This window comes from Halobacteriovorax sp. JY17 (assembly GCF_002753895.1).
In the GTDB taxonomy this organism is placed as follows: Bacteria; Bdellovibrionota; Bacteriovoracia; order Bacteriovoracales; family Bacteriovoracaceae; genus Halobacteriovorax.
In genome coordinates, this window is record NZ_NJER01000003.1 from 185527 (window position 1) to 210349 (window position 24823).

The 24823-nt window shown below is 36.4% G+C and carries 21 protein-coding genes; 8 read left to right on the top strand and 13 right to left on the bottom strand.

Annotated elements, in window-relative coordinates; all coding sequences use genetic code 11:
- Window positions 1-3: 3 nt before the first annotated feature.
- Entirely contained in the window at window positions 4-2640 is a 2637-nt protein-coding gene (locus CES88_RS13225; protein WP_290735212.1) for a helicase-related protein, read from the bottom strand.
- A 56-nt stretch (window positions 2641-2696) separates the two neighbouring features.
- Window positions 2697-3884, bottom strand: coding sequence for a M20/M25/M40 family metallo-hydrolase (locus CES88_RS13230; protein ID WP_290735215.1), 1188 nt, complete (start codon window positions 3882-3884; stop codon window positions 2697-2699).
- Window positions 3885-4051: 167 nt separating this feature from the next.
- Here CES88_RS13230 and CES88_RS13235 point away from each other — a divergent pair, with 167 nt between their 5' ends.
- Both CES88_RS13235 and CES88_RS13240 read left to right on the top strand, forming a co-directional pair.
- Entirely contained in the window at window positions 4052-5041 is a 990-nt protein-coding gene (locus tag CES88_RS13235) for a nitronate monooxygenase (RefSeq protein WP_365993271.1), read from the top strand.
- A gap of 8 nt (window positions 5042-5049) precedes the next feature.
- Window positions 5050-6096, top strand: coding sequence for a saccharopine dehydrogenase (locus CES88_RS13240; protein ID WP_290735221.1), 1047 nt, complete (start codon window positions 5050-5052; stop codon window positions 6094-6096).
- Between the two features lie 25 nt (window positions 6097-6121).
- Here CES88_RS13240 and CES88_RS13245 read toward each other — a convergent pair whose 3' ends face one another.
- From CES88_RS13245 to CES88_RS13260, 4 genes are all read right to left on the bottom strand, one after another.
- A complete protein-coding gene (locus CES88_RS13245) occupies window positions 6122-8152 on the bottom strand; it encodes a M3 family metallopeptidase (RefSeq protein WP_290735223.1) in 2031 nt (676 codons plus the stop codon).
- Window positions 8149-9414 (bottom strand): hypothetical protein, encoded by a 1266-nt coding sequence (locus tag CES88_RS13250; RefSeq protein WP_290735225.1) that lies wholly within the window; start codon window positions 9412-9414, stop codon window positions 8149-8151. The genes CES88_RS13245 and CES88_RS13250 overlap by 4 nt, the downstream gene beginning before the upstream one ends.
- A gap of 76 nt (window positions 9415-9490) precedes the next feature.
- Window positions 9491-10180, bottom strand: a complete 690-nt coding sequence (locus CES88_RS13255) for a hypothetical protein (RefSeq protein WP_290735228.1) — start codon at window positions 10178-10180, stop codon at window positions 9491-9493.
- Window positions 10167-10706 carry a metal-dependent transcriptional regulator gene (locus tag CES88_RS13260; RefSeq protein ID WP_290735231.1) on the bottom strand — a complete coding sequence of 180 codons (540 nt, stop codon included), beginning with the start codon at window positions 10704-10706 and terminating at the stop codon, window positions 10167-10169. The genes CES88_RS13255 and CES88_RS13260 overlap by 14 nt, the downstream gene beginning before the upstream one ends.
- A gap of 196 nt (window positions 10707-10902) precedes the next feature.
- Between CES88_RS13260 and CES88_RS13265 the strand changes: the two genes are divergently transcribed.
- From CES88_RS13265 to CES88_RS13275, 3 genes are read left to right on the top strand one after another with little or no spacing between them, the layout of a single operon-like run.
- Complete coding sequence (locus CES88_RS13265; protein WP_290735233.1) at window positions 10903-12513, top strand: hypothetical protein; 1611 nt, start codon at window positions 10903-10905, stop codon at window positions 12511-12513.
- A gap of 15 nt (window positions 12514-12528) precedes the next feature.
- Window positions 12529-12924, top strand: a complete 396-nt coding sequence (locus CES88_RS13270) for a DCC1-like thiol-disulfide oxidoreductase family protein (protein ID WP_290735234.1) — start codon at window positions 12529-12531, stop codon at window positions 12922-12924.
- Between the two features lie 26 nt (window positions 12925-12950).
- The gene (locus tag CES88_RS13275) at window positions 12951-13679 is read left to right on the top strand and encodes a polyprenol monophosphomannose synthase (RefSeq protein ID WP_290735235.1); all 729 of its coding nucleotides are present in this window, start codon (window positions 12951-12953) and stop codon (window positions 13677-13679) included.
- 48 nt (window positions 13680-13727) lie between these two features.
- Here CES88_RS13275 and CES88_RS13280 read toward each other — a convergent pair whose 3' ends face one another.
- From CES88_RS13280 to ahcY, 4 genes are all read right to left on the bottom strand, one after another.
- Window positions 13728-14735, bottom strand: a complete 1008-nt coding sequence (locus tag CES88_RS13280) for a hypothetical protein (protein ID WP_290735237.1) — start codon at window positions 14733-14735, stop codon at window positions 13728-13730.
- Window positions 14736-14825: 90 nt separating this feature from the next.
- Window positions 14826-15497: a hypothetical protein gene (locus tag CES88_RS13285; protein ID WP_290735240.1), complete on the bottom strand. Its 672-nt coding sequence runs from the start codon at window positions 15495-15497 to the stop codon at window positions 14826-14828.
- Window positions 15497-15937 (bottom strand): ribose 5-phosphate isomerase B, encoded by a 441-nt coding sequence (gene rpiB, locus CES88_RS13290; RefSeq protein WP_290735242.1) that lies wholly within the window; start codon window positions 15935-15937, stop codon window positions 15497-15499. Before rpiB ends, CES88_RS13285 begins: the two co-directional genes overlap by 1 nt.
- 52 nt (window positions 15938-15989) lie before the next feature.
- Window positions 15990-17285: an adenosylhomocysteinase gene (ahcY, locus tag CES88_RS13295; RefSeq protein WP_290735244.1), complete on the bottom strand. Its 1296-nt coding sequence runs from the start codon at window positions 17283-17285 to the stop codon at window positions 15990-15992.
- 154 nt (window positions 17286-17439) lie between these two features.
- Here ahcY and CES88_RS13300 point away from each other — a divergent pair, with 154 nt between their 5' ends.
- Together CES88_RS13300 and CES88_RS13305 are read left to right on the top strand one after the other, a co-directional pair.
- Window positions 17440-18378, top strand: coding sequence for a phosphotransferase (locus CES88_RS13300; RefSeq protein WP_290735246.1), 939 nt, complete (start codon window positions 17440-17442; stop codon window positions 18376-18378).
- Window positions 18371-19606 (top strand): hypothetical protein, encoded by a 1236-nt coding sequence (locus CES88_RS13305; protein ID WP_290735249.1) that lies wholly within the window; start codon window positions 18371-18373, stop codon window positions 19604-19606. Before CES88_RS13300 ends, CES88_RS13305 begins: the two co-directional genes overlap by 8 nt.
- 4 nt (window positions 19607-19610) lie before the next feature.
- Here the strand turns inward: CES88_RS13305 and CES88_RS13310 are convergent, their stop codons facing one another.
- The 3 genes from CES88_RS13310 to CES88_RS13320 all read right to left on the bottom strand — a co-directional run bounded on the left by CES88_RS13310 (window position 19611) and on the right by CES88_RS13320 (window position 23037).
- Entirely contained in the window at window positions 19611-20417 is an 807-nt protein-coding gene (locus tag CES88_RS13310) for a hypothetical protein (protein WP_290735251.1), read from the bottom strand.
- A gap of 65 nt (window positions 20418-20482) precedes the next feature.
- Window positions 20483-22201, bottom strand: coding sequence for an acyl-CoA dehydrogenase (locus CES88_RS13315; protein WP_290735253.1), 1719 nt, complete (start codon window positions 22199-22201; stop codon window positions 20483-20485).
- A 110-nt stretch (window positions 22202-22311) separates the two neighbouring features.
- Window positions 22312-23037: a hypothetical protein gene (locus CES88_RS13320; RefSeq protein WP_290735255.1), complete on the bottom strand. Its 726-nt coding sequence runs from the start codon at window positions 23035-23037 to the stop codon at window positions 22312-22314.
- Between the two features lie 248 nt (window positions 23038-23285).
- Here CES88_RS13320 and gpmI point away from each other — a divergent pair, with 248 nt between their 5' ends.
- Window positions 23286-24821 carry a 2,3-bisphosphoglycerate-independent phosphoglycerate mutase gene (gpmI, locus tag CES88_RS13325; protein ID WP_290735258.1) on the top strand — a complete coding sequence of 512 codons (1536 nt, stop codon included), beginning with the start codon at window positions 23286-23288 and terminating at the stop codon, window positions 24819-24821.
- Window positions 24822-24823: the final 2 nt, after the last annotated feature.

Here is a 24823-nt window from a genome sequence, read left to right on the forward strand (position 1 = left end):
TGCTTATTTCTTCTTCCCGCTAAACTTTCTCTTCTTTTTGAAAGTCGCTTTTCCGCCACTATTTTTTCCAGCAGGAGCTCCTCTTTTAAAGGCCGCTGCTTTAGAGTTTCTACCACCTGGAGAGCGAGGTCCTCTACGACTAAATTTTCTCTGTTGAAAGCAATCTTCACAGATAGCAAATTTATGTTTCTCAGTAAGCTTTGTTCCACAGCTTGAGCACGTAGGAACAATTTTTTCCGAGAGTAGAACATTTAGTCTATCAACTGCTCCGCCTTTGTTTTCAAGAAGCTCAGCTTCATTAAAGAGAAAATTCTTATTATCAAAATGCCTTGCAAGCCATTGATAGAGCTCTACACACTTAATAGAAGTTTCAAGATAGTCGATGTCACTTGATTTAAAATCAATCGGCTCATTGAGAATGTTTTGAGATTTTACATAGTGAGATAAAATCCACATATAATATTGAACATGCTCTAATAATCCTTGATTAACCGGAGCACAAGCAAATCCAAATATTTCAGATGTCGTTAAAATATTTTCAGTATCAGTATCTTCAACCATCTCAGCAAGTTCAATCATTTCCTTAAGCTGAACGCAGAAGAATGGTTTCTTAAAATCCATCGTATGAAATAAGCGTAAGAACTCAGAAAGCTTAAGACCTGGAAGATTATTATCATCTAAGGCATTATTCACTTTATTAAAAATATCTAAGTCAGGTCCAACCATGCATTGAGTAGACTGAGCTAAATTTGCAGTAAGCGCATCGTTTATTTCTTTAATACCATTTTCTACTTTTGTTAGTGTTGTTACAAAGCCAGTAGGAAAACGCTTAAATCTTCCCGCACGACCAGCAATTTGCTTGATCTCACTTTGAGAGATTATAAATTCATGACCATCAATAAACTTAGACAGTGTTGAGAAAACAATTCTTCTAATTGGAAGATTCATCCCCATCGAAATTGCATCTGTTGAAACAATAATATCCGTCTCGCCCTCATCAAATTTACGAGCTTGCTCACGCCTTACTTCAGGACTTAATCGTCCGTAAACAATTGAGACTTTAAACCCAACTTTTTCTAGGTCTCTTTTAAAGCGAAGAGCATTTCTCCTCGAAAAAACAATAAGAGCATCATTCTTCTCAAGCTGACCAACAACGATTGGCTTAGGCTCAACATTTAGCTCCGTCATTCTGGTGTATTCTTTAACAATTAATTCATCACCACATAAGTCAGCAACTTCTTTTACCATTTCATAAGCTGATGGGTCCCCACAAACATGAATCTCTGGAGAATAGACATTCACTAGCGCCCTAGTCCACGCCCAGCCTCTTTGCTTATCCGTAATCATTTGAATTTCATCAATTACACAGCAATCGAAAATTTCACCAAAGCGTGCCATTTCAATTGTTGAAGAAAAATGAGTCGCACCTTCGTTTTCAATAACTTCTTCACCTGTAAGTAGAGTTGTTTTGGCACCTTTTTCATTTAAAGTATCGTAGAGCTCTCCTGCAAGTAATCTAAGAGGAGCGAGGTAGCAACCCGTCTTTGCCTTACTTAGCGCTTCAACAGCGTGATAAGTCTTACCTGAGTTAGTTGGACCCATATGATAAATAATTTTTCTCTTAATTTCTCTAGCATTAGAATGAATCCAGAACTCTCCAAGATAATCATTTAGGATTTTAGAGGAAACATCTTTCTTTTTTAGAACAACAATCGCTCTGACAAATTTTCTAAATTCTCTTTGAAGATATTTCTTTCCCTTCCACAGATTAGATCCTAATTGAGAGAAGAATTTCTCATACTCATGATCTTCAATTAAATCTTCTGAGAACTCGTTATTATTTAACCAGTCACGAAGGTGGGGAATAATATTTCTCGCATGATCTTTGGCGAGATCACTTGGGTAGTCAAATTTATCACTTAGATTATTTTTGATTTGAGATTCTAACCTATTTAAAGACGATCTCTTTAACTTATTTCTCGCCTTAAATAGAGACTTATCTAATTCTTTTTGTAAATTATTATAAAGCTCACCTATTTCTTCAATTGGTAAATTAAGAGAACTTTCAATTTTTTCAAAAGCTTTCTGAATATTTTCTTGGCAAGATTCAAAGATAAACTCTCGCAGCCTTGTTCTATAATTTGCAATACAACTTAAGCACTGGCAATCAAGATCGGAAACTTTAAGAGACAAGCTAAAGCTTTCTAAAATTTTCGTTTGAGACTTAACATGATTACTCTTAACCTTTTGCATCCATTCAAAGAATGCTTTCTGGTGAAGAGACATGATATTTAGACTAATTCCACCATCTTGACCAAAGTAGTATCTCTCTTGCTCTGGAAACATACAATCATCTAAGAAGATTAGGTCTAGAACATTATCTCTTTGAATAAAATCATAGAATGTTGTGTACTCTTTTCCAAAAAGTGGGATTAGTGATGGAAACTCTGAAAAGAATGTGTGGAGAGATATTTGAACTTCTTTTATGAAGTCTAGAATTATTTCTGCATCTTCAACTGAACGAACATAATCGTCGTCATCACTAAAGCTATTAATTTTTAAGATTGTTTTTCTTTCTGTCTCTAATAGGTTTTTTACTTCATCAAAATCTACTAAAGAAGGAACCTCAGATTGGGCCACGTATACTCCATATAAAATGTGTTGTGGCCCATCATAACTTACAGTATTAAATCAGTCTAACGATCAAGCTCTACTGCATAAGAAAGAGCAAGTTTAGCAAACTTTACTGCGTGAAGTGAACCACCTCTTGATTGTTCTATTGTATCACGAGCAGTATGAATATTGTGATTCATATCATTTTTCTTTGACTCAAAAGGCATTGAAGCTGGATAACCTTCTCCATGCCATGATGCGTGATCCGAACAACCGTACCCACATCTATCGTATCCCCAACCAACCTCAGGAAGATACTTATCTAGGAGCGTTCCGATAAATTCATTTTGTTGCTGATTAGTGTAATCAGTCATCATAACGATATCTAGATCTGACCCTTTAAAGTTTGTCATATCTAGTTGAAGAACACCTATAATATTTGCATTTTTTTGCTTCATGCTTTTAGCAATCGCCTTTGATCCAAGAAGTCCAACTTCCTCTGCTGCATAACCCATGAACTTTATCGTCTTCGTTGGCTTATAAGCTGAACCTGCAAGAACTCTAATTACTTCTGTTATAGTTGCAATACCTGAAGCATTATCATCTGCCCCAGGAGCCCTAGCTGTTGCTCTTCCCCAGAAACCTGCGATTGAATCTGCATGTCCACCAATAATGATCGTTTCATCAGATGATCCATCTATTGTTAAAATAACAGATGGCTGATCCCAACTAGAGTGCTCATAAAGCTCGACTCTCGCATCATTTCTATGCGCCACTAAACTTGCCCAACGATCCTTAATCCAATGAACAGCATCAACACCTGATTGTGATTTATAGTAACGATTCTTATAGCTAGATAATTTAGTAATTACCTCAGTTATATTCTTCTCACTTACTTGAGCAATTAGGTCTCTAACAGTCTCTTCTTCTGTAATTGAGTAATCTGCAAATGGAGCAGATTTAGCGAAATTTCTAACCTCTGTCGCATTTAAACTCTCAAGAGCTTCTTCAATGCTATCATGAACCATGAATCCACCACATCTATGGAATTTATCATGCATTTCATGACTTAATTCAGCAATAGCGTCTTCATCAATTTCTAAGAGTGAAATCCCTTCAACAGTTTTGATTGTCATAGATTTTTGTGCAAATGACTTATTAGTAAAGTTCACTGCATCGTTATCAATTGTAATTAATTTCTTACTTGGAGCAGCATTCACCGATGCGCTTAAGAGTAAAGAAAGTGAAATCCATTTCAACGAATTCTTCATTGTATATTCTCCTAATTAAAAATCTTCCTGATCTTTTTAATTATTGTAAAGCAGACTTTATTTAAATACTGCAAATAAGTTCTTACAAAATAAAACTTTATGGCGATAGGCATATATGTAAGAATAAATACAACTACTTAAGTTAATAGAAATGGAGACTTTTCGTGATAAATACTTGGTTAACTGAAACCTTTAAAATTAAATATCCTATCATTATGGCGCCTATGTTCCTCGTTTCAAATAATGAAATGCTTATTGAGGCTTCTAAATGTGGAATCATGGGCTGTATTCCAGCTTTAAACTGGAGAAGTCCAGAGGAGTTTGAAGAAGGTATAAAAGAATTAAAGGAAAAGTGCACAGGACCATTTGGCATAAATCTAATTGTAAATAAGTCCAATGTTCATCTAAAGAAGCAAATAGAAATTTGTGAAAAATATATTCCAGACTTCATTATCACTTCTCTTGGAAGTCCCGAGGAAGTTATCAAGCGCTGTGGCTCAAAAGGAACAAAAATCATTTGCGATATTGTAGATCTAGAATATGCAAAGAAAGTTGAGTCTCTTGGAGCTGATGCTGTCATTGCCGTCAATTCAGGGGCAGGAGGACACGCTGGGCCAACACCAACTTCTATCCTAATTCCTCTATTAAAAGAAAATTGTTCTATACCAGTGATAAGTGCCGGGGGAATTGGAACTGGCTCTGCATTATTTTCAACACTAGCACTTGGAGCGGAAGGCGCCTCAATTGGTTCTCCCTTTATTGCTTCTAACGAAAGTGGAGTGACAGAAGACTATAAGAAAGCTGCTGTTAAATTTGGTGCAAAGGACATTGTTCTAACTTCGCGTGTTTCAGGAACACCTTGTACTGTTATCAATACTCCTTATGTTCAAAAAATTGGTACGGAACAAAACTTTGTAGAATCATACCTAAATAAGAATAAGAAATTAAAGAAGTACGCCAAGATGCTTACCTACTACAAGGGAATGAAGGCCATAGAAAAAGCCGCTTTCTCGGCGACCTATAAAACGGTCTGGTGTGCGGGACCTTCCATTGAATTTTCAAATAAGATTGAGCCAGTGAAAGAAATTGTGGACAGATTAATATCTCAGTACGAAACTTCAGTGAAAGAGTTTCAAGCAAAGATCGCCCAGAAGTAGGAAGAGTAATGGCAGCAACGTTTATACTTAGAAAAGAATATAAGAGCTCAGAAAGAAGAACGCCTCTCACTCCAAGTGATGCAAAGAAGTTAATCGATCAAGGACACGTCGTAAAAGTTGAAGCTTGTCCCGATAGAATTTTTAAGAATAAAGATTATATCGATGTTGGTTGTAAACTTATTCCAGAAAATAGCTGGCCCGATGAAGATAGAGATTCATTTATTCTAGGTTTAAAAGAATTACCAATTGATGACTTTCCTCTCATTCATAGACATATCTACTTTGCTCATATTTATAAAGGGCAACATGGGGCTAAAGAAGTTTTAAAGAGATATAAGGACGGTGGTGGAAAACACTTTGATCTTGAATACCTTGTAGGACCTGATTCTAGAAGAGTCGCCGCTTTTGGAAAGTGGGCCGGATTTATAGGGGCTGCGATTAGTCTTGATAGGTTCTATCAAAAGCAAACTGGCCATCCATACCCCGCTCTTACTTCTTTTGAAAATGTTGAAGAACTCTTTCAACAAATATCTGAAAATAAGAAGAAAAGCTCTATTCATCCAAATGCTCTAATCATTGGTGCTCTAGGAAGATGTGGAAATGGAGCAAAAGAAGTCTTCGATAAATTTGAAGTAGAAACAACACTTTGGGACTACGAAGAAACAAAGAAAGGTGGGCCGTTTCCAGAAATAAGAGTGCATGACATTTTTATTAATTGTGTACTTATGACTAAGAAAATTCCTCCTTTTGTAACCCGTGAGATGCTAGAAAGAAAGAAGAAGCTTTCTATTATTGGAGATGTAAGTTGTGATCCAACAAGTGATCTCAATCCTATTCCTATTTACGATCACATTACGTCTTGGGAAAAACCATTTTTAAATACTTGCGAACTTGAATTATTAGCTGTTGATAACTTGCCATCAATTCTTCCAAAAGAGAGCTCTACTGATTTTTCAAGTCAGTTAATTAGTCATCTCTTAAATTTATCAACGACTGGTGAAAAAGATTTTGTCTGGAATTCGAGTTTAGATATTTTTAAAAAGCACTCACAATAAAGCGAGTGCTTTTATTAGAATTTATTTAAATTAATCCGCCTCTTTTCAAAAGAGCGTCAGGCGTTGGCTCTGCACCACGAAACTTCTTATAAAGCTCCATCGGATGTTCCGTTCCACCTTTTGATAAGATATTATCTCTAAATTTAGTTGCAATCTCTCTATTGAAAATTCCATTCTCTTTGAAGTGCTCAAATGCATCAGCATCTAGGACTTCGGCCCACTTATATGAGTAGTACCCTGAAGAGTAACCACCAGCAAAGATATGTCCAAATGAAGTCGACATCATTGTCCCCTTAACAGAAGGTAGTAAACTTGCAGGAGCCATGGCCTCTTTTTCAAATTTCTCAGGATCTATTACGTTTCCAATATCACCACTATGCCAGGCCATATCTAGTAAGCAAAAGCTAATTTGTCTCAGAGTTGCTCTACCTTCGTGGAAAGTTGCACTATTTTTAATTTTTTGAATTAACTCACTTGGAATCACTTCACCTGTTTCATAGTGCTTAGCAAATAGGTCTAAACATTCTTTCTCGTAGGCCCAATTCTCTAAGATTTGAGAAGGAAGCTCAACGAAATCCCAAAAAACATTTGTCCCTGAAAGACTTTCATACTTTGTATCAGCAAGCATTCCATGAAGAGCATGACCAAATTCGTGGAATAGAGTTGTTACTTCGTTAAAAGTTAAAAGAGAAGGCTTCGTCTCTGTTGGTTTAGTAAAGTTACACACAATTGAGATATGTGGTCTCTTCTCTACTCCATCAACATTAGACTGTCCTCTATAAGCAGTCATCCAAGCACCATTTCTCTTTCCAGCTCTAGGAAAGAAGTCTGCATAGAATGCAGCAATATGTCTTCCCGATTCATCAAGAACTTCATAAGTCATTACATCTTTATGGTACTTTTGCATCTCTTCGTTCTTCTTGAAGCTAAGCCCATAGAGCTTACTTGCAACTTGAAAAACTCCATCAACAACATTCTCTAACTTAAAGTAAGGCTTAAGCATCTCATCATCGATACTATACTTATCTTTCTTTAACTTCTCTGCCCAAAAAGCATAGTCCCAATTCTGTAAGTCAGATGGTCCACCATTCTTTACTACATACTCTTGGAGATCTTTCATTTCATTCTTTGCTTGATCTTTAGCTTTTGAAAGAAAATCTTCTAGAAAGTCAGTTACCGTCTTTGGATTCGCGGCCATTCTCTCTTCAAGAGTAAAGTGCGCATGAGAATCATAACCTAGAAGCTTAGCTCTCTTATGACGAAGCTCTGATAACTTTTTTATTATTTCCTTATTATCTAATTCATCGCCCTTACAAGACTTTGAACCGTTAGCCATATAGAGCTTCTCTCTTAGCTCTCTCTTCTCCGCATAAGTCATAAAAGGGATAAGACTTGGGTAATCAAGAGTTACTGCCCACTTTCCTTCATGTCCTTTTTCTTTCGCTAGAATTGCTGCTGCCTCAATTTCCCCTTCCGGAAGTCCTGCAAGGTCATCTCTACTTTCAAGAACCATTACGAATTTATTAGTTTCTTTTAAGTTATTATCTCCAAACTTTAAGCCTGAAGTCGAAAGCTCTTCATCAATTTTTCTTAGTTCTTCTTTTTGCGACTCATTTAACAGAGCACCATTGCGAACAAATGATTTATAATTCTTCTCCAGAAGTTTTAAATCTTCTGCATCTAAATCCATTGAATCTTTATTATCCCAAACAGCTTTAACCTTTAGAAATAATTTTTCATCAAGTCCTACATCATTCCCGTAAGCTGTCAGCTTTGGAGAAAAGTCTTTTGCAATCTCTTGCATTTCATCATTAGTTTCCGCAGATAATAAATTAAAGAAAACTTCAGCTGCTTTATCGATTATTTCACTTGAACCTTCTAAAGCAAGAATTGTATTTTCAAAAGTTGGCTCATCTTTATTATTTTTAATTTTCTCGATATTTTCTTTACCTACTCTAATCCCCTCTTCTAGGGCCGGTAGAAAGTGCTCATTTTTAATTTCTTCAAATGGTACTGTTCCAAAAACAGTCTTATATTCATTCAAGATTGGATTCATAAATACTCCTTATTTTGACTTAATACTTTCTCTTGTGTTCTAAACAAAGGAATTAATACAAAAAACCAAGCAATTAGACAAATTCCAAGGCAATATTCTACAAACGTTTCGCTTTGATAGAACACGAGAACTAGGGAAATTACACCTTTCGCAAGCCTATACACAAGCATATCAACTACATACTTCGCTCCAAATTTTTGTCTAGCAATAAGTGGAAAATATAACATCTCCTTTGCTGCTGCGAACAAAGAGTAGTCAGTTCCTTTAAAGAGAACAAAAGTCAGCATTACAGGAAATAGAGAAGCGGCACCTAAAGTAAAACTCAAACTTGAAACTAAGAAGAAAAGTATAGGAATAAAAAAGTGAATAGTTCTATTTTTTACGAGATTAAAGAGAAGTGGAATTATCAATATTTGCATAAATAGAGAAATTCCATTTATTGACGAGTAGAGATTTCCTAAATAGGAAACCTTCTCGGCCTTTGTTTGAACAAATCTCTCCAAAAGAATATTGAATTTAAAATTCGCAAGATTAATACAAAACTGAGAGAAAATAATAACTAGGGCAATAAGAAAAATATATTTTCTAACTTCTATTATTGAATGCAATGGAGATTCATTCTTTCTATCATCAATTTTATCAAGTTGATCAAACTTCTTTCCTGTTAACTGAAAACAGAGGCAGCCCACAAGAACAAAGAAAGTTCCAATAAGAGCTATTCCTTCCGCGCCCCCCATGGAAACTGCGTACTTTGACGTAATCAATCCTCCAAGAATTCCACCAACAGAACCCAATGCTCCCATTGGACCATAGATTGTTTTAGCTACTTTATAGCTTAAGATAGAATTTATAAATGCGAGTACAGTATGGACCATTAAAACAATATAAACTTCTTTCCAAATATAAAAGACATAAGCAAATAGATTCGATCCAGTATTAAGAGAATAAAGAGACAGTGAAAATACTAGAGCAGTCACTCCACCTATGGCCCAAAATATTTTATGAATTGAGCTTGTCGCTTGAAATTTATTAAAGATAGTTACAGTAAAACTCAGAGCAATGATGGAGTAGAACCAAACGTGGGGAGATTTTTTAGCACCATAAATATCAAGAAAGATTGCCTCTGCAGCACTTCTAATCATTGGGTATGAAAAGAATAAGAAGAACAAAGAGAGACTTCCTAAGATCAGACCTCTTTTCTTATCTAAACTTAATTCAAGTAGCATCTCTTTTAAATCTTTAAAGTAATTCTTCTCACTCATAGTTTCTAGCTCTAAATTAAATTATTAACTAGCTAATGATATACGAATGAGTTGCGACATGAAACAAAACAATAGATTATTTTAAGATTAAAAAGACGCTGCTCTTTTTAGAGCCAGAAGACTTAGAATAATTAATCCCTTTCGACAAAGAGACACCTGAATCTTTACTTGATAAGTCCTGCACGATACTTCCTAGATCCACTCGCTGTCCCTTACTCACTTGAATAGTTGTGATAAGGTTCGTTCTCTTATTTCCTAAGTTAATATCGACTTCTGTAAATTTCCCTCGAATCTGGCAGGAAATAGTAATCAAAGTATCATTTACAAATAATTGAGCGAGCTTTTGCTCCATTACTCTAATCATTGAAACAGATTTCCCCTCATTACTCTTTTGTTTTTCACCAATATGAATCTTGGAGCCAAACTTTATAGACTTTGTATTTTTCTCACTTTCTCTTAGAGTCTCTATTTCAAATAGACACTCCCTCTTCCTTACAGCAGAATTTCCCATGACCTCAAATTGATAATTCATTGAAAGATACTTTTGGAAGAGCTCTACCCTGTCTTCGCCCACGCCAACCTCTACACAGTGCCGAGCTCTATTTAGAGTGATAAGATCTTTTTCTAATTTTATTTGATTTAAATAGATTTTAACTCGCTCTAGAGAGACATTTCTCTTGAAGCAGTATTGTCTTAACTCCATAGCACGCAGACTAATTGATGAGAGAAGAATGAATAGAAGTAAGACTAGATTACTCTTTTTCACCAAGATGTGAGTCCCCCGTCTGACTGGCAAAGAACTTCTCAGCACTATCAAATTCGCAGAAGTCTAAAGATGATTGAAACTTAAATCCAGCAGGAACCTTTCCACCTTCTTTTTCGATTCTCTCACAAGTACATGCAAGATTCTTCATAAAATCAAAGAACTTCGTCCCTGTTTCAGAACTCATTAAGTGCTCCATTAAACAAGAATCTCTTTCAGCAGTCTCTTCGTTTACTCCAACAAAGTCTTTTAGAAAATAGAAGAGTAAAGTTCTAGAAGAAAGAATTCTATGAACTTCATCGTGACCCTTATCCGTAAGAATGAGAAATTTGCAATCTTCCTCTTCTTCGACAAAACCTTTCTTTTTTAAATTATTAAGTGCCGTTGATACACTTCCCTTAGTAAGCCCAAGGTCTTTTGCAATATCTGTAACTCTCGCAAAACCTCTACTCTCTTTCAACTTATGAATCGTCAGAAGGTAATGGGCCATCGAGTGTGATAATTCTATTTCGTGTGTTTTTCCAGTCATAATATACCTTGTATCAAACTCTATTGATGCGAGTCAAACGTCAACTTTTCTTTGCACTTAGGCAAAACTATAACACCCTCTCTTCACAATGTTAAGTTATTGATATTAAAGATTTTACTTAAGAGGTGAGATTTTCCCATAGGCCGAATTTTACTACCGTGATAAAATGATAAAGTATTGAAATAAGGAAATCACAATGAAGCTAAGGATCTTTTTAAGTTTATTCCTCCTCTTATCCACGGCTGATATTGGTGCCCAGGCAATCATGGATACTCAATTTGGGCAGAATAATGATCCATCCAACCTCACAGACCAAGACAAAGACCTGTCTGAAAATTTTGTTCATGGTGAAAAAGTTCAACGAATTTACGAAGAAGAATGTACTGCAAATAGTGAAACGGAAGATGCTTGTCTTGGAAATAAAGCTGATCCAAAATTCATGAAGATGAAGTCATCCATGGTCAGTGCTCTCGCCAAAGCCTATGCCATGATTATGGGGACTGCTGGCGGAGACCTAAGTACTACAAAAAGTAGTTGGGCCAAACCAAGTGATGCTGCCAAAACAGCGGATGACTCTGCAAACCAAACAACAAACAGCAAAGATGAACAGAAAGATTATTGTAAATATATACCTATCGCGACTGAAGCCATTGGAATGTTTAATACCACTACTGATCAACAATCTATTAGCAACCTACCTACTAAAGAATCTTCTCAACAAAGGGACTCTTTATTAAAGGCCGCTGCAAATCACGAAAGTCGAGCAAAAACAGCAAAAATACAAACAACAGGATGGGGGGCAGGAACAGCTTGCTATATAGCAATGATGTCAATGAGTAGTGCCACCTGGGGAAGTACTGGAAACCTACTTAAACTTGGCGCTTCAGTTTTATTAACAAAGTTTTACTATGATCAGATTGAGGCACACGAAAAGTATGCTGACAAGACAAAGGCTATCGCAGACAAGCTTCCAGGTAAGGGTGATTGTAACCCGATTACTGATAAACTATGTTTTTGCACTGAAGAGACTTCTAAGAAAAGACCTGATTACCAACAATACTGTCAGCCACAAATGAGCAACAGAGCGATAGCTTATACCTCAGAGAGAATGACTTGTATTAATGAAAATATGAAAGAGGATCCGGCATGCCGTTGTGCTCAAACAGATACATGTGTCGACAAGAAAGTTATGACAACCATCTCAGGCTTTAATGGACAAAGCTTACTTTCATCTCCTTCCATTAGTGACTTTAGCACTCTAGCAAAAGGGGAGCTAACTTCTAAGAGTTTAACTAACGCCCAAACAAGTTTAAATAATGCTCTAGCAAAACTAAAGGAACTTGATAGCAAAGTTGAACTTGAACCGAATACAATATTAAATGCAGCTCAAAAAAATGAAGCGAAGCTCTTAGAGAGTATGGGAATACCTGCAAACCTCGCTCAGAGAGTAGCAACGACAGCGCTTAGCTCTGAAGCCAAGAAGAATATGGCAAAGTTTAATGGAAGCTTTAATAACACAAGAAGAAACTACTCTAACTCATCAGCAAGAAAGAAGAACAATATTCTAACCTTTTCTGGTGGTGATGGAATTAATTCAAACAAGAGAACAGTTGTAAACAAGAAGCCAGACTTTCTTTCAAGATTTGGAAAGAAGAAGACTAAAAAGAATAGCCAAGAAGTACTAAAGTTCGCAGAGCAAGCAGAAAAGCAAGCACAGATATCTAAGAATAGTGATAGAAAAATATTTGATATTATTTCAAGAAGATATCAAGTTTCAGGCTGGAGAAGACTGGAATATATAAAATAATCAAAAGCAGGTGCCATGGAAGTGCAACAATTAAGGGAGAACTTCTCCCCTATTTTAATTTTTGATGATGAATGCTCACTCTGTCAGAGATTTACTGACTCAGTAAAACGAATGGAGCACACTACTCATATCAATTTTCAGCCATTAAATAATGTTGAATTATTTGAGAAATTTCCAATCCTAAACAAAGAAGAATGTGAGAGAGAAGTTCACTTGCTACTCTCTAACTATGAAGTCTTAAAGGGCCCAAAAGTTGTCGAGTACTTAATCACTCTAAATCCTACTATCAAAAAAATCTCTTGGTTAATTCAGTCTAACGCGGGCCAAAAAGCTTTAGATATTTTCTATAAATCCTCAAATCTCTACCGCGAGTCATTGCTAAATAGATGCCCAAAATGTAAGAATAAATAGAACTAATGAACTAGCTGGAGTTTGAATTGTTACCATTTGATAAAACGCTGATTATCATTCCAACTTATAATGAAATTGATAATATTGAGAGAATGATTACGACTCTCTTCGAACTTCATAAGGGAGTAAATCTCCTAATTATCGAGGATGGCTCCCCTGATGGAACAGCTGATGTCGTAAAGAAATTCCAAGAAGTTTATCCAACTCAATTACATATGATTCAAAGAACTGGAAAACTAGGCCTTGGAACTGCTTATGTCACTGGCTTCAAATGGGCGTTAGAGAGAGAGTATCAATTTATTTTTGAAATGGATTGTGACTTCTCCCATGATCCAGCTCAGGTCCCAGATCTTCTAGAGGCTGCTCAGACTAACGATCTCGTAATTGGGTCAAGATATATTGATGGAATTAGAATTATCAATTGGCCCTTTAGAAGACTACTACTTTCATACTTAGCTTCTATCTACACAAGATTTATCACTAATATTCCAGTTTTTGATACTACTGGTGGTTTTAAGTGCTTTTCAAGAAAAGCTCTTGAGTCTCTTGATTTAGAGAATATCATTTCTAAAGGATATATCTTTCAGCTTGAGCTAAATTACAAAGTCTGGGCCAAAGGATTAAAGGTAAAAGAAGTTCCTATTATTTTCTATGAGAGAAGAGATGGGCAATCTAAGATGGCCGGAGGAATTATTTTCGAAGCTCTATACTCAGTTCTAAGGCTTAGAGTTCACAGAATTCTGGGGAAACTTTAGAAATAGCCTCTTAGGAAAAAGAGGCTACGCTTTTAGCATTAAGGTCAATTACAGCCCTTCTATATTTTGAGAATAGACGACATTCACAAGAACTGGATCAAAGCCCTTCTTTAAAACTTCATCTTTAAACTCAATGATAGAAGGAAAGTTCTTTCCAACAGAAAGATCCCAGAGGTCTTTAAAACTGATACTTATATTTTCATTATCATTATTAAGATCAATTAAATCCCAAAGAAACGAGTAGACTCTCCACTCATTCGTCGGCCCCTTGCATACATCACTTGGAACGTGCTCAATTTCAAGAGGAGCACGTCTTGGAACCATATATTCAAACTTTGCCATTGGATCATTTAAATCGACTGAAACCCACGCCGAAAAGAAACTTGCCCAGCCTTCACTGAGAGCCAGCGCCTTTGAATAACACTCATCAATTCTGTGGCTTCCACCACCACTTCGACCAATTCTTCCGTGAGCATAAATGGCGTGACCGATCTCATGTCCTACGACATCCCACTGATAACCTTTCGTCACGTTAACTGTTCCATTATAGTAGTCACCACTTGAAGGAAATTTAATTTTTATTTTTCCATTAATAAAGTCGTCTCGGTCTATTTCTTTTAATTTTCGAGAAAGCGTTGCCGCCACATTTCTTACTTTAAAATATTCACCACCAACAGAGTCATAATCAAAGATTAGTTTCTGCCCTTCACTACAATTTCCTTCAACTTCTAATTCAAATTCTTTATTCCAATCCCCTAGAATTTTAAACTTCTCTAAGCTTAAATCTGCAGTGACTGAGAAATGATTTCCATTCTCACAATTCGTTCTGGAATCACTTTTAAATGAAAGATTCTGAACGGTTTCTTCAATTCCATTCTTTAGAATAACAGCATTTATAGAGACCCCTCTATTTCTAATTGGAAATGAAATTACCGAGTCCGGTGAAATTCTTGTATCAATGAGCTTTTGAAAAGAAGCTTCTGATAGATCCTCTTCGTGGGTAGTAGAGAATGCATTAAATGAGAAAAGAAAGAGCACGAGAGAAATAAATTTCATAGAAAATCCTTTAAATAAGTGAATACCTCCATGGTATCTTTTCATTTAAAGGCGTGTCATGACACTAGAAATCAAGAGTGAATCACTCAACTAACGGTCAAATGTCTTTCTAGAAAATATTTCTCTATTAAAAGGTATAAAAGTCATAAGGACAAAGATCCACACGCCACCAAATTCGAGGATTTCTCCTTTCTTACCACCGGCAATGAATTCAGTAATGATGACTAATAAGAGATACGCCCCAATATGAAAGTACTTAGGAAGAGGTATCGCCATTGAATCAATAATTATTTTAACTTTATCTATCTTCCTATAGAGAAAAGGAAGTATTAGAAAGTAGAAACCAATGAGAATTCCAAGAATTGTTCCAAAAATAAGTTTATTAATTTTTGTTCCACCAACAATTAAATTATGAAGATTAGTTTCGCCTTGAGAGTTATGAGTTAAAAAGAAATCAGATGATTGAATTCCCAAAACCCTCTGCCCCCAAGAAATTTCCTCACCTGCTCCAAAGAAGAACAAACAACCTAAGACAAAAGTACAAAAGAGAAATAACTTTCCTCTAAATGGACGTAGTATAGAAATTCTATAGAAGCATAGAACACAACCAACAAGAAGTCCTAAGACTGTTAACCATTCAACAAAACCATCCTCTCTAGCAAAAGTTCCTTCATACCAAGTGAGATCTATATGAGATCCAATAGCACCAGCAAGAGAGACAAGAAGAACAATAACATAAGCTAATCTTTCCAAACTAAACATTAAACATCTTCTCCGATCTCATTAAACATTGCGACTCTCTCTGCGTGGCGACCTTCTTGAAATTCAGCGCTCAGCCATATAGCAACTATATTTTTTATTTCATCTATTGTATTTATTCTAGCACCAATGCAAAGAATATTGGCATTATTATGCTCAATAGAAAGCTTTGCATCTAACTCGGTTCTACAAAGAGCTGCCCTTGCACCTTTATAGCGATTGGCAACCATTGAGACTCCTATTCCAGAACCACATAGTAGAATTCCTTTTACACCATCACGAACAACCCCTTTGGCCAAAGAGCTTGCGTAATCAGGGTAGTCGCAACGAGTATTTTCGAGAGTTCCCACATCATCAATTTGATGACCAAGTTCAATGAGGTAATTTTTTAGGAGTTCTTTTTCTTCGAATGCTGCGTGATCACAGCCTATGTAGATCTTCATATATTCATCCGTATAATTGCCCTTGTGCTACTAAACACAAGGGCAAAGAAATTTAATATCTGTAGTGATTTGGCTTATAAGGTCCTTCAACAGGAACTGATAAGTAAGCTGCTTGGTCTTTAGAAAGAGTATCAAGTCTTACACCAATTCTCTCAAGGTGAAGTCTTGCAACTTTTTCATCAAGGTGCTTAGGAAGCATGTAAACTTTGTTCTCATACTTATCTGAATTATCCCAAAGTTCCATCTGTGCCATAACCTGATTTGTAAACGAGTTAGACATAACAAATGAAGGGTGCCCAGTAGCACAACCAAGATTCACAAGACGACCTTCAGCAAGAAGAATTAATCTTCTTCCATCTTTACCGATGTACTGATCAACTTGTGGCTTAATATTAATTTTATCGTAGTTGTTATTTAAGTGAGCAACAGCAATTTCATTATCGAAGTGACCGATATTTGAAATAATTGCGTTGTCTTTCATCATATCAATATGATTAGCATTGATCACATCATAACAACCTGTAGTTGTAACAAAGATATCTCCAAGCTTAGCAGCATCGTTCATTGGCATTACTTCGAAACCTTCCATTGCAGCTTGAAGCGCACAGATTGGATCAATTTCAGTAACGATAACACGTCCACCAAGACCTTTAAGAGATTGTGCAGAACCTTTACCTACGTCACCGTAACCAGCAACAACACAAACTTTACCAGCGATCATTACGTCAGTTGCTCTCTTAATACCGTCAACAAGTGACTCTCTACATCCGTAAAGGTTATCAAACTTAGATTTAGTAACTGAGTCATTGATGTTGATAGCAGGCATTTTTAGTGTACCTTTTTCAACTCTCTCATATAGTCTATGAACACCTGTAGTTGTTTCTTCTGATAAACCTTTAATTCCTGCAATCATTTCAGGAAATTTATCGTGAACCATATTCGTTAAATCACCACCGTCATCAAGAATCATATTTAATGGAGAACCATCGGCCCACTTAAGAGTCTTCTCGATACACCAGTCAAATTCTTCGTCGCTAAGACCTTTCCATGCAAATACAGGAATTCCAGCAGCGGCCATAGCAGCAGCAGCGTGATCTTGAGTAGAGAAAATATTACATGAAGACCATCTTACTTCAGCACCTAGAGCAACTAGAGTTTCCATAAGAACAGCAGTTTGAATTGTCATGTGTAGACAACCAGCAATCTTAGCGCCTTTAAGTGGCTTTGATGCTCCAAACTCTTCTCTAAGTGCCATTAGACCTGGCATTTCAGATTCAGCAATTGTGATTTCCTTACGTCCCCAGTCCGCAAGCGTGATATCTTTTACTTTGTAGTCAGTAAATTCCATTTAATCCTCCAAGATTTGATGTCTAAAACTCGGATAATATAACACTTAGGGCACCATAGGAGCAAGAAACCTTTACCCAAGTCGTTGACCTAAGGCCTTAAAAAAGCTAAAAATCAGCATTATCGGTTAGGACACATTGCAACAAGGACACTTTGTGGGTGATTACACAAAGCTGAGCGCTACAGACGCTCAGAATATTATCGATTTATACGGACTCGGAAAGATCACAAGCTTGAGCTCTCTTTCTCTTGGAATATCAAATTCTAATTATAAAATTGAGATTGATGGTAGTGCATACTTACTAAAAGTCTCTAATGACAAAGGCTTTGATCATCTAAAAGAAGAGCAAGAAATTCTCACTCACTTAAGTGAATCAGGGTTTAAGTTCTCTCTTAGACCATATTCAACAAAGGCCGGCGAGAACGTTTATATTTACGAAGAGTACTTCGGGGTTATTTTTCCATTCATAGAAGGAATTGCGCCAGGGCCTTGTGATCAAACTTGTTTTGAAATTGGACGAGGATTAGCAACGCTTCACAGTTTAGAATGTGATACTGAAGATATTAGATCACATCACAGTGTTGGCTTTGGACCACAAGAGATTGTTGAATATACTGAAAGTGAAAAATGCCCAGATGATTTTAAAGAAATTGTTGAGTATATCTTTCCCGATAAATTGGTGAGCTTCATGGAACTCCCTCTAGAAAAAGGAATTATTCACGGAGATCTATACTACGACAATACTCTCTTTGATGAAAACCATTTGGCAGTCATCTTAGATTTTGAACAAGCAGGTGTTGGAGAATACTTATTTGACTTAGGTATTTCAATTTCTGGAACTTGTTTAGAGAAGGGAAGAATTAATTCTTCCTTAATAGATTCATACTTAAATGGATACGAAGATGTTAGGCCTCTTTCAATTTTTGAAAGAGAGAATTTAGATAAAGCTATAGTTATTGGGTTTCTATCGATCGCTCTATGGAGAATAAAGCGCTTCAAAGAAGGTAGTCTAAACCCGTTAATGGCAAATAGTTATCAAGAGCTTTTAAGTAAAGCTAAAATATTTTGGGACGACAGGACAAACAATGAATGATGAAAATACAGCTGAAAAATTAAATTGGTACTTCGCCTCTTGCCCTTCTGGAATTGAAGAGATGCTTCTAGAAGAAGTGAAGAAGTATGACGGTGAAAGCTTTCAACAATTTACTGGCGGTATTAGATTTAAGGCCAGACAGTGGAATATCATTGAATTAATCATTAACTCCAAGCTCGCGAGTAGAGTTTATCTTGAAGTTCATCAATATAAATTCTACAAAGATAATGATCATTTCTCTTTAGCAAAAGATAAGTGGTGGCATCACTTATTCTCAGTTAATCAAACTTTTAAAATTTCTACTCTCTTTGATAAAGACGCCAATAGATTCTTTAAAAACTCAATGGTGATGTCCCTAAGATTAAAAGATGCTATTGCAGATAGTTTCAGAGAAAATGTTGGTACTCGTCCTAGTATTTCAAAGGACTCGCCCGATATTTCATTACTTCAAAGAATCGAAGCTATTGATGGACAAAAAGGCTGGTTTAATAGAATTTATCTTGATCTATGTGGAGACCCTTTAAGCCACAGAGGTTATAGACCTCATGGTCACGAAGCTCCTTTAAGAGAAAATCTAGCGTCTGCAATCATTCAATCGACTGATTGGAATAAAGACGAAGATATTTTCATGGATCCAATGTGTGGATCAGGAACAATTATTATAGAGGCTCTATATCTAGCGGCAAACCTACCGGGAGCGTGGCTAAAGCTTCACGGACTCGCAAAAAAGAGCCAAATGTTCTCGTTCCAAGATCACCTCTGGTATAAAAGAGAAGATCACCAAGAAAGACTTGAAGAATATGCAATGGACCTCTTAAAGAAAGGCGAAGATAGTATTAATGAACTTCCTGGAGGACAATTCTTTGGAAGTGATCTCTCATCAAAAGCATTAAGTATTTTTCAAAAATCTTTAAAGCTAGCAAACTTTCCAAGTGACTTAGTGGAAATGGATGTTGCTGACGCGCTTACTCTTGAGCCGTACGAAGAAGCTCCTGGCATTGTTATAACCAACCCTCCTTACGGAGAGAGACTTGGACAAGAAGAAGACCTTCCAAAGTTCTATCACGAGCTAGGGGAAAACTTTAAGGCAAACTATAAAGGTTTTAGATGTTTTATACTTACAAGTGATCAGGAATTTAGAAAAGCGATTTCGTTACAGACATCAATGAGGAAGCCATTCTTCAATGGTGGAATCGAATGTCGTCTTCTAAAGTACGACATTCGTTAAAAGTTTATTCTCCAAATCTATCGACAAGTTTCATCGCTAGATTTGGATTTGAAAATTTCATTAAAGCATTCGAGTTTACAACCTTACTGGTATGCTTATCAGATTTTGAAAAGAAGTAAGGGCTGATATCAATATCTTTCAAAAATATTGTGTGCCCTTTACTTGAAAATTTTCTTTTAATAAATTCTGAATCAAGAAAGCAAACTTCTCGAATCATAAAGTTTCTTGCAACATAAATGATGACGCAAAAATCACTTAATTCTACTAAGCTCTTTCTAAGTTTTACACCTTTTGGCGACGAATGATCACCCCAGTGAACTTTCACTTCAACTCTCTTCCCTTCAAGGTAGAAATCAAAACCTCTTTGAGAAGTCGACTTTCTTTGATGAAGCCCAAAAATACACTTTGAATACCATTCACCAAGTTGAACGGGAAGCTTCTTACCATTTACAAGAATTTGTTGTGCAGATAAAACTTGATAGCATTTATTCACTGTTTCAACTGCATCGAAAATTGATTTATTATCTGGAAGTCCAAGAATTGATATATCTTTTCCTTGTCCACGCTTCAATTTTTTAGAAAATTGTTTTTCAAACCATTTCGTAAAATTATCAAGCTCAAAGAGTTCTAAAGAATCACAAACAAAACCTTGTTTTAAAAGTGATCCAACTCCCCCAATTCCCTGAAGCTTCTTTTGAACAAATTTCAAAGGAGCAAAACTTGATGAATTTTCTCCCCTAAGAAAGAACTCACCTTTATCGTAATCAGAACTTCCATGAGTCTTCTCATTAAATTCCGCTATAATTTTCAATATTTCAGAAGAGTCCATACTGTCCTAATTCATTAAATTCAAAGAAGATAGTAACACTAAAACTCTTAAAGCTCTAGCTCCATCAAATTGTTTTCAAAATTAAGAACACTATTTCCTATTCCAATATTTTTGACCAATTGATATTGGCAAAAAACTTTAAAGTCGACTATTTTGGACTGGTAATACTTCTTCTCTTCATCAGAAGCTCCAGCGGCCATTTTCTTCTTCGCCAAGCACGCATGTTCTAAAAGTTGCCAAGCAACAACAAGATTTCCACAATAATCTAGAAAATCTGTTGCATGAGAAAGTATTCCATTATGATTTTTCTTAGCGGCCATCTCACTAAACTTTCCTAGAACCTTTTCAGACATCTCCATCGACTTACCAATCATTGAGTTCTCATGATCAAATTCCTTTGCCTCTTCAGTTTCCATTACCGCTTTGATTTTCTTCCCAACTTCAAAGAATGTGTGCGCCTTATCTTTTAGAATTTTTCTTGTCACAAAGTCGATGGCCTGAATGCCATTCGTTCCTTCATAAATACTCGCAATTTTCGTATCTCTAATAAATTGTTCGATTCCATACTCTGTACAAAATCCATATCCACCATGAACTTGAACAGCATCAACTGCAACATTAAACCCTTGATCAGAACAATAGGCCTTACAAATTGGAGTTAGAAGGGCTATCTCTTTCGCTGCAATCTCGTCTCCTTTCTCTTCTTTATCAAAGAGATTCCCAGTGTAGATTGTTAATGCTCTCATTCCTCTAGAAAGTGCTCTCATTCTTAAGAGCAGTCTTCTCACATCAGGTAGATTACAAATTTCCGTTCCAAATTGAGTTCTCTCTTTTGCATACTGCTCAGTTAACATATAAGCTAGATTTGCTTGAGATTCACCTTGAAGACCACAAAGAAGTCTCGCCTCATTCATCATAATGAACATATTGGCCATTCCTTCAAACTCTTCTCCGATTAGCTCTCCAACACATTCTCCATTTTCACCAAATGTGAGCTCACATGTTGCAGAAGCATGAATCCCCATCTTCTCTTCAATTTTAGTGCAAACGACATTATTAGACTTACCAGTTTCAGTATTAAACCTTGGAACAATAAAAAGTGAGAGTCCCTTCGTCCCTTCAGCAGCCCCTGGAGTTTTTGCTAATACAAGATGAATATTATTCTCATAAAGATCACTCTCTCCAGAAGAGATAAAAATCTTTACTCCATTAATGGCATACTTTCCGTCAGCTACAGGCTTTGCTGTTGACTTACAGGCACCAACATCAGACCCAGCTCCCGGCTCAGTAAGACACATTGTCCCACCCCATTCGCCAGTCATCATTTTTGATACATAGAAATCTCTTTGGGCCTGCGTTCCTACTTGATTGATAACATTCATCGCTCCACGAGTAAGACCGTAGTACATAGAAAAAGAAACATTCGCTCCGATAGCAATTGAGTTACACGCAATAGAGATCGCATGTGGAGCAGGCATTCCTCCAATTTCCTCCGGATAACCAAGAGCGTACCAACCATTTTCATAGAATTGCTTATGAGGTCCATGAAAACATGCTGGAACTTTTACATTTCCATCCACCATTTTCACACCCTCTTCATCTCCAATCATTCTCGTTGGAAAGATTTCATTTTCAGTAAATTTATTAAATTGTTCGACAATATCTTTTAACTCATCATCACCATAGTCCGGTGCATGTTCACCAACGTTATTAACATCAAATAGGTTAAAATAAATATCCTGTAGATCTGTTTTGAAAACTGCCATAGTAAAGTCCTTTTAAATTAGTTCTAAACTATTATAAGGCCTTTTAAATTTTCATGGCAGGGGGAATTTGAAGAAAAAAAAAGGAGAGCAATTTGCTCTCCTATAATTTATTAATCTCTGTAAACTGCTACAGGATTGGCAATTATTGGTTTTGTTAAATCTATTACATACCAATAGTTGCTATGCTTAAATTTAAAGATTTTCGAGTAACTTGAGTTCGTTGTTGACCCATTGTTAAATCTATCGCTGAGATCTACCCCACTCCCATATGGAGTTGCTGTAACACCCGACGAAACTGTTTGCCATGAGTATCCGTAATAACTCTGAACCGCTTTCTCTACTCTTGAAGCGTTAGTAATAATACTTAGCATCCCATCTCTAAGAGATGTAATTGTTCCACCAAATTGGCTATCAGAGTCTGGAGCTGAGTAACTTAATCCATTCGCTGTAAAGTTTCTGATAATTGTTTGTCCATCAGACTCTAAGTATCTCCAGTAATAACGATTAATTTCTGATTGATACCCACTTAGTTGTTGTTCAAAACACTCATCTCCCCAACAGAAGTCAAAATCAAAATCAAAGCCTCCACCAGAGCTTACATTCTTTGGAAAAGAGTAAAGTCCAGAGCTACTCGCTTGCTCAAACATATAGTTTGCAACTTCGTTATAAAATTCTTGTCTAGTACTCGCACCGTTTCCAGTTCCGTTAGTCACTGTTGAAACAACAGGTGTTGCAATGCTACCAGTATCGGTTGAGTTCTTATCACTACCACAAGATGTCACGCCAAAGGCGATCATTGCGGCAACCAGTAAATGGAATGCTGTTTTAAATTTCATCTCTCACACCTCCGAAAGTGTATTTTCCCTATACGATTAAAATTAGTTCACTATTTAATAAGCAAATAGAGTGCCAACTCTTAAAGCCCTGAAACAGGGACTTAGAAAGCTCTAAATAGATAGATTTTTAAACAGTGACTAAATTTTAGACACTCTTCCTCACAAAAAGAGTAATTATTAGCCACTTTTTTTGGCCTTACCATCAGGTGTAGTTAGGGTAATATTGAAGAAATTCATAGGAGTTAAGTTTGAAATCTATCAAAAAATTAAGTGACCGAGCGCTACTTGTTATTCTCGACGGCTACGGATTAAGCGAATCAGATAATAAGAATGCTGTCCTTCACGCCAATACACCGAATCTAGACTTACTATTTAAGCATTATCCTTTTACTAAAATTGAAGCCGGTGGTGAAAAAGTAGGCCTCCCTAAAGGAGTTATTGGTAACTCTGAAGTAGGTCATATGAATCTTGGTGCAGGAAGACCTGTAAGACAAGATCTTGTTAGAATCAATGAGTCTATTGAAAATCATACTTTCAACACTCTTCCAAAACTTATCGAATTAAAAGAATCTGCGAGAAAAGCCTCTAAGAGAATTCATATAATGGGCCTTCTCTCTGATGGAGGAGTTCACTCACATATAGATCATATAAAAGAAACCATTAAAGCTCTTACAAGTGATGGAGACTTAGAGGTTTTCTTCCATGCTTTTATGGACGGAAGAGACACTGCTCAAGATGTCGGTCATAAGTATGTTGAAGAAATGAGTAAAGTTTCAAATTGTACTTTTGCCTCAATGCAAGGTCGCTCAATTGGTATGGATAGAGATAGAAGATGGGAAAAGATCAAGCTCGCCTATGACACCTTCACAGGACAGGGAAGTATTTCTAAAACATCCCCTATGGATTATTTAAAGTCTGAATATGAAAAAGGTATTTATGACGAGTTTATAACCCCGACTCTCTTTGGAGAGACTAGTGCAATGAAAGAAGGAGATAGTCTCTTCTTTATAAACTTTAGACCTGATAGGGCCATTCAATTAGCACTAGCTTTTAACGATCCAAAATTCAGTGAATTCAAGAGAGACTTCACTCCAAACTACTTTCTTTGCATGACACCTTATATTCCAGATGAAGTAGAGCTTCCAATACTCTTCAATAAAGAAAGATTGTCGGGAGTAATGTCGGAATACGTATCAAGTCTTGGTATAAAACAATTTAAAATTGCAGAGACAGAAAAGTACGCTCATGTAACCTTCTTCTTCAATGGCGGTAAAAAAGAGCCTTTTGAAAATGAAGAACACTTTCTCATCCCTTCGCCTAAAGAAGTTTCGACTTACGATCAAAAGCCTGAGATGAGTGCCTACCTCGTGACTGATAAATTGATTGATAAATTAGAAGATAAAGAGACAAAATTCTTTCTCGTAAATTTTGCTAACTCCGATATGGTTGGACATACAGGAAAGTTTGATGCCGCAGTAAAGGCAGTCGAAGCTCTAGACCTATGTGTAGCGAGGCTTATGAAGAAATGTGAAGAAGAGAATATTGCACTTCTTCTTACCGCAGATCATGGGAATAGTGATCAAATGATCTACGAAGATGGCTCTCCACACACTTCTCATACAAACTCCCTTGTGCCCTTCTCTGTATTCCACAAGGAGTTAAAAGATTGTGAGTTTCAAGTAAGTAGTGGTGAACATGCCTTAATGGACGTTTCCCCTACTGTTTTAAATATTTTAGATATAGAATGCCCAGACTCATTTACTGGTAAATCAATTTTTAAGTAAGG

Coding starts and splice junctions, on each gene's coding strand:
- CES88_RS13270 (WP_290735234.1), top strand. CDS start 12,529: ATGGAAGTGCAACAATTAAGGGAGAACTTCTCCCCTATTTTAATTTTT.
- CES88_RS13315 (WP_290735253.1), bottom strand. CDS start 22,201: ATGGCAGTTTTCAAAACAGATCTACAGGATATTTATTTTAACCTATTT.
- ahcY (WP_290735244.1), bottom strand. CDS start 17,285: ATGGAATTTACTGACTACAAAGTAAAAGATATCACGCTTGCGGACTGG.
- CES88_RS13265 (WP_290735233.1), top strand. CDS start 10,903: ATGAAGCTAAGGATCTTTTTAAGTTTATTCCTCCTCTTATCCACGGCT.
- CES88_RS13250 (WP_290735225.1), bottom strand. CDS start 9,414: ATGAGTGAGAAGAATTACTTTAAAGATTTAAAAGAGATGCTACTTGAA.
- CES88_RS13320 (WP_290735255.1), bottom strand. CDS start 23,037: ATGAAATTTAAAACAGCATTCCATTTACTGGTTGCCGCAATGATCGCC.
- CES88_RS13230 (WP_290735215.1), bottom strand. CDS start 3,884: ATGAAGAATTCGTTGAAATGGATTTCACTTTCTTTACTCTTAAGCGCA.
- CES88_RS13285 (WP_290735240.1), bottom strand. CDS start 15,497: ATGTTTAGTTTGGAAAGATTAGCTTATGTTATTGTTCTTCTTGTCTCT.
- CES88_RS13245 (WP_290735223.1), bottom strand. CDS start 8,152: ATGAATCCAATCTTGAATGAATATAAGACTGTTTTTGGAACAGTACCA.
- CES88_RS13280 (WP_290735237.1), bottom strand. CDS start 14,735: ATGAAATTTATTTCTCTCGTGCTCTTTCTTTTCTCATTTAATGCATTC.
- CES88_RS13240 (WP_290735221.1), top strand. CDS start 5,050: ATGGCAGCAACGTTTATACTTAGAAAAGAATATAAGAGCTCAGAAAGA.
- CES88_RS13305 (WP_290735249.1), top strand. CDS start 18,371: ATGAATGATGAAAATACAGCTGAAAAATTAAATTGGTACTTCGCCTCT.
- CES88_RS13260 (WP_290735231.1), bottom strand. CDS start 10,706: ATGACTGGAAAAACACACGAAATAGAATTATCACACTCGATGGCCCAT.
- rpiB (WP_290735242.1), bottom strand. CDS start 15,937: ATGAAGATCTACATAGGCTGTGATCACGCAGCATTCGAAGAAAAAGAA.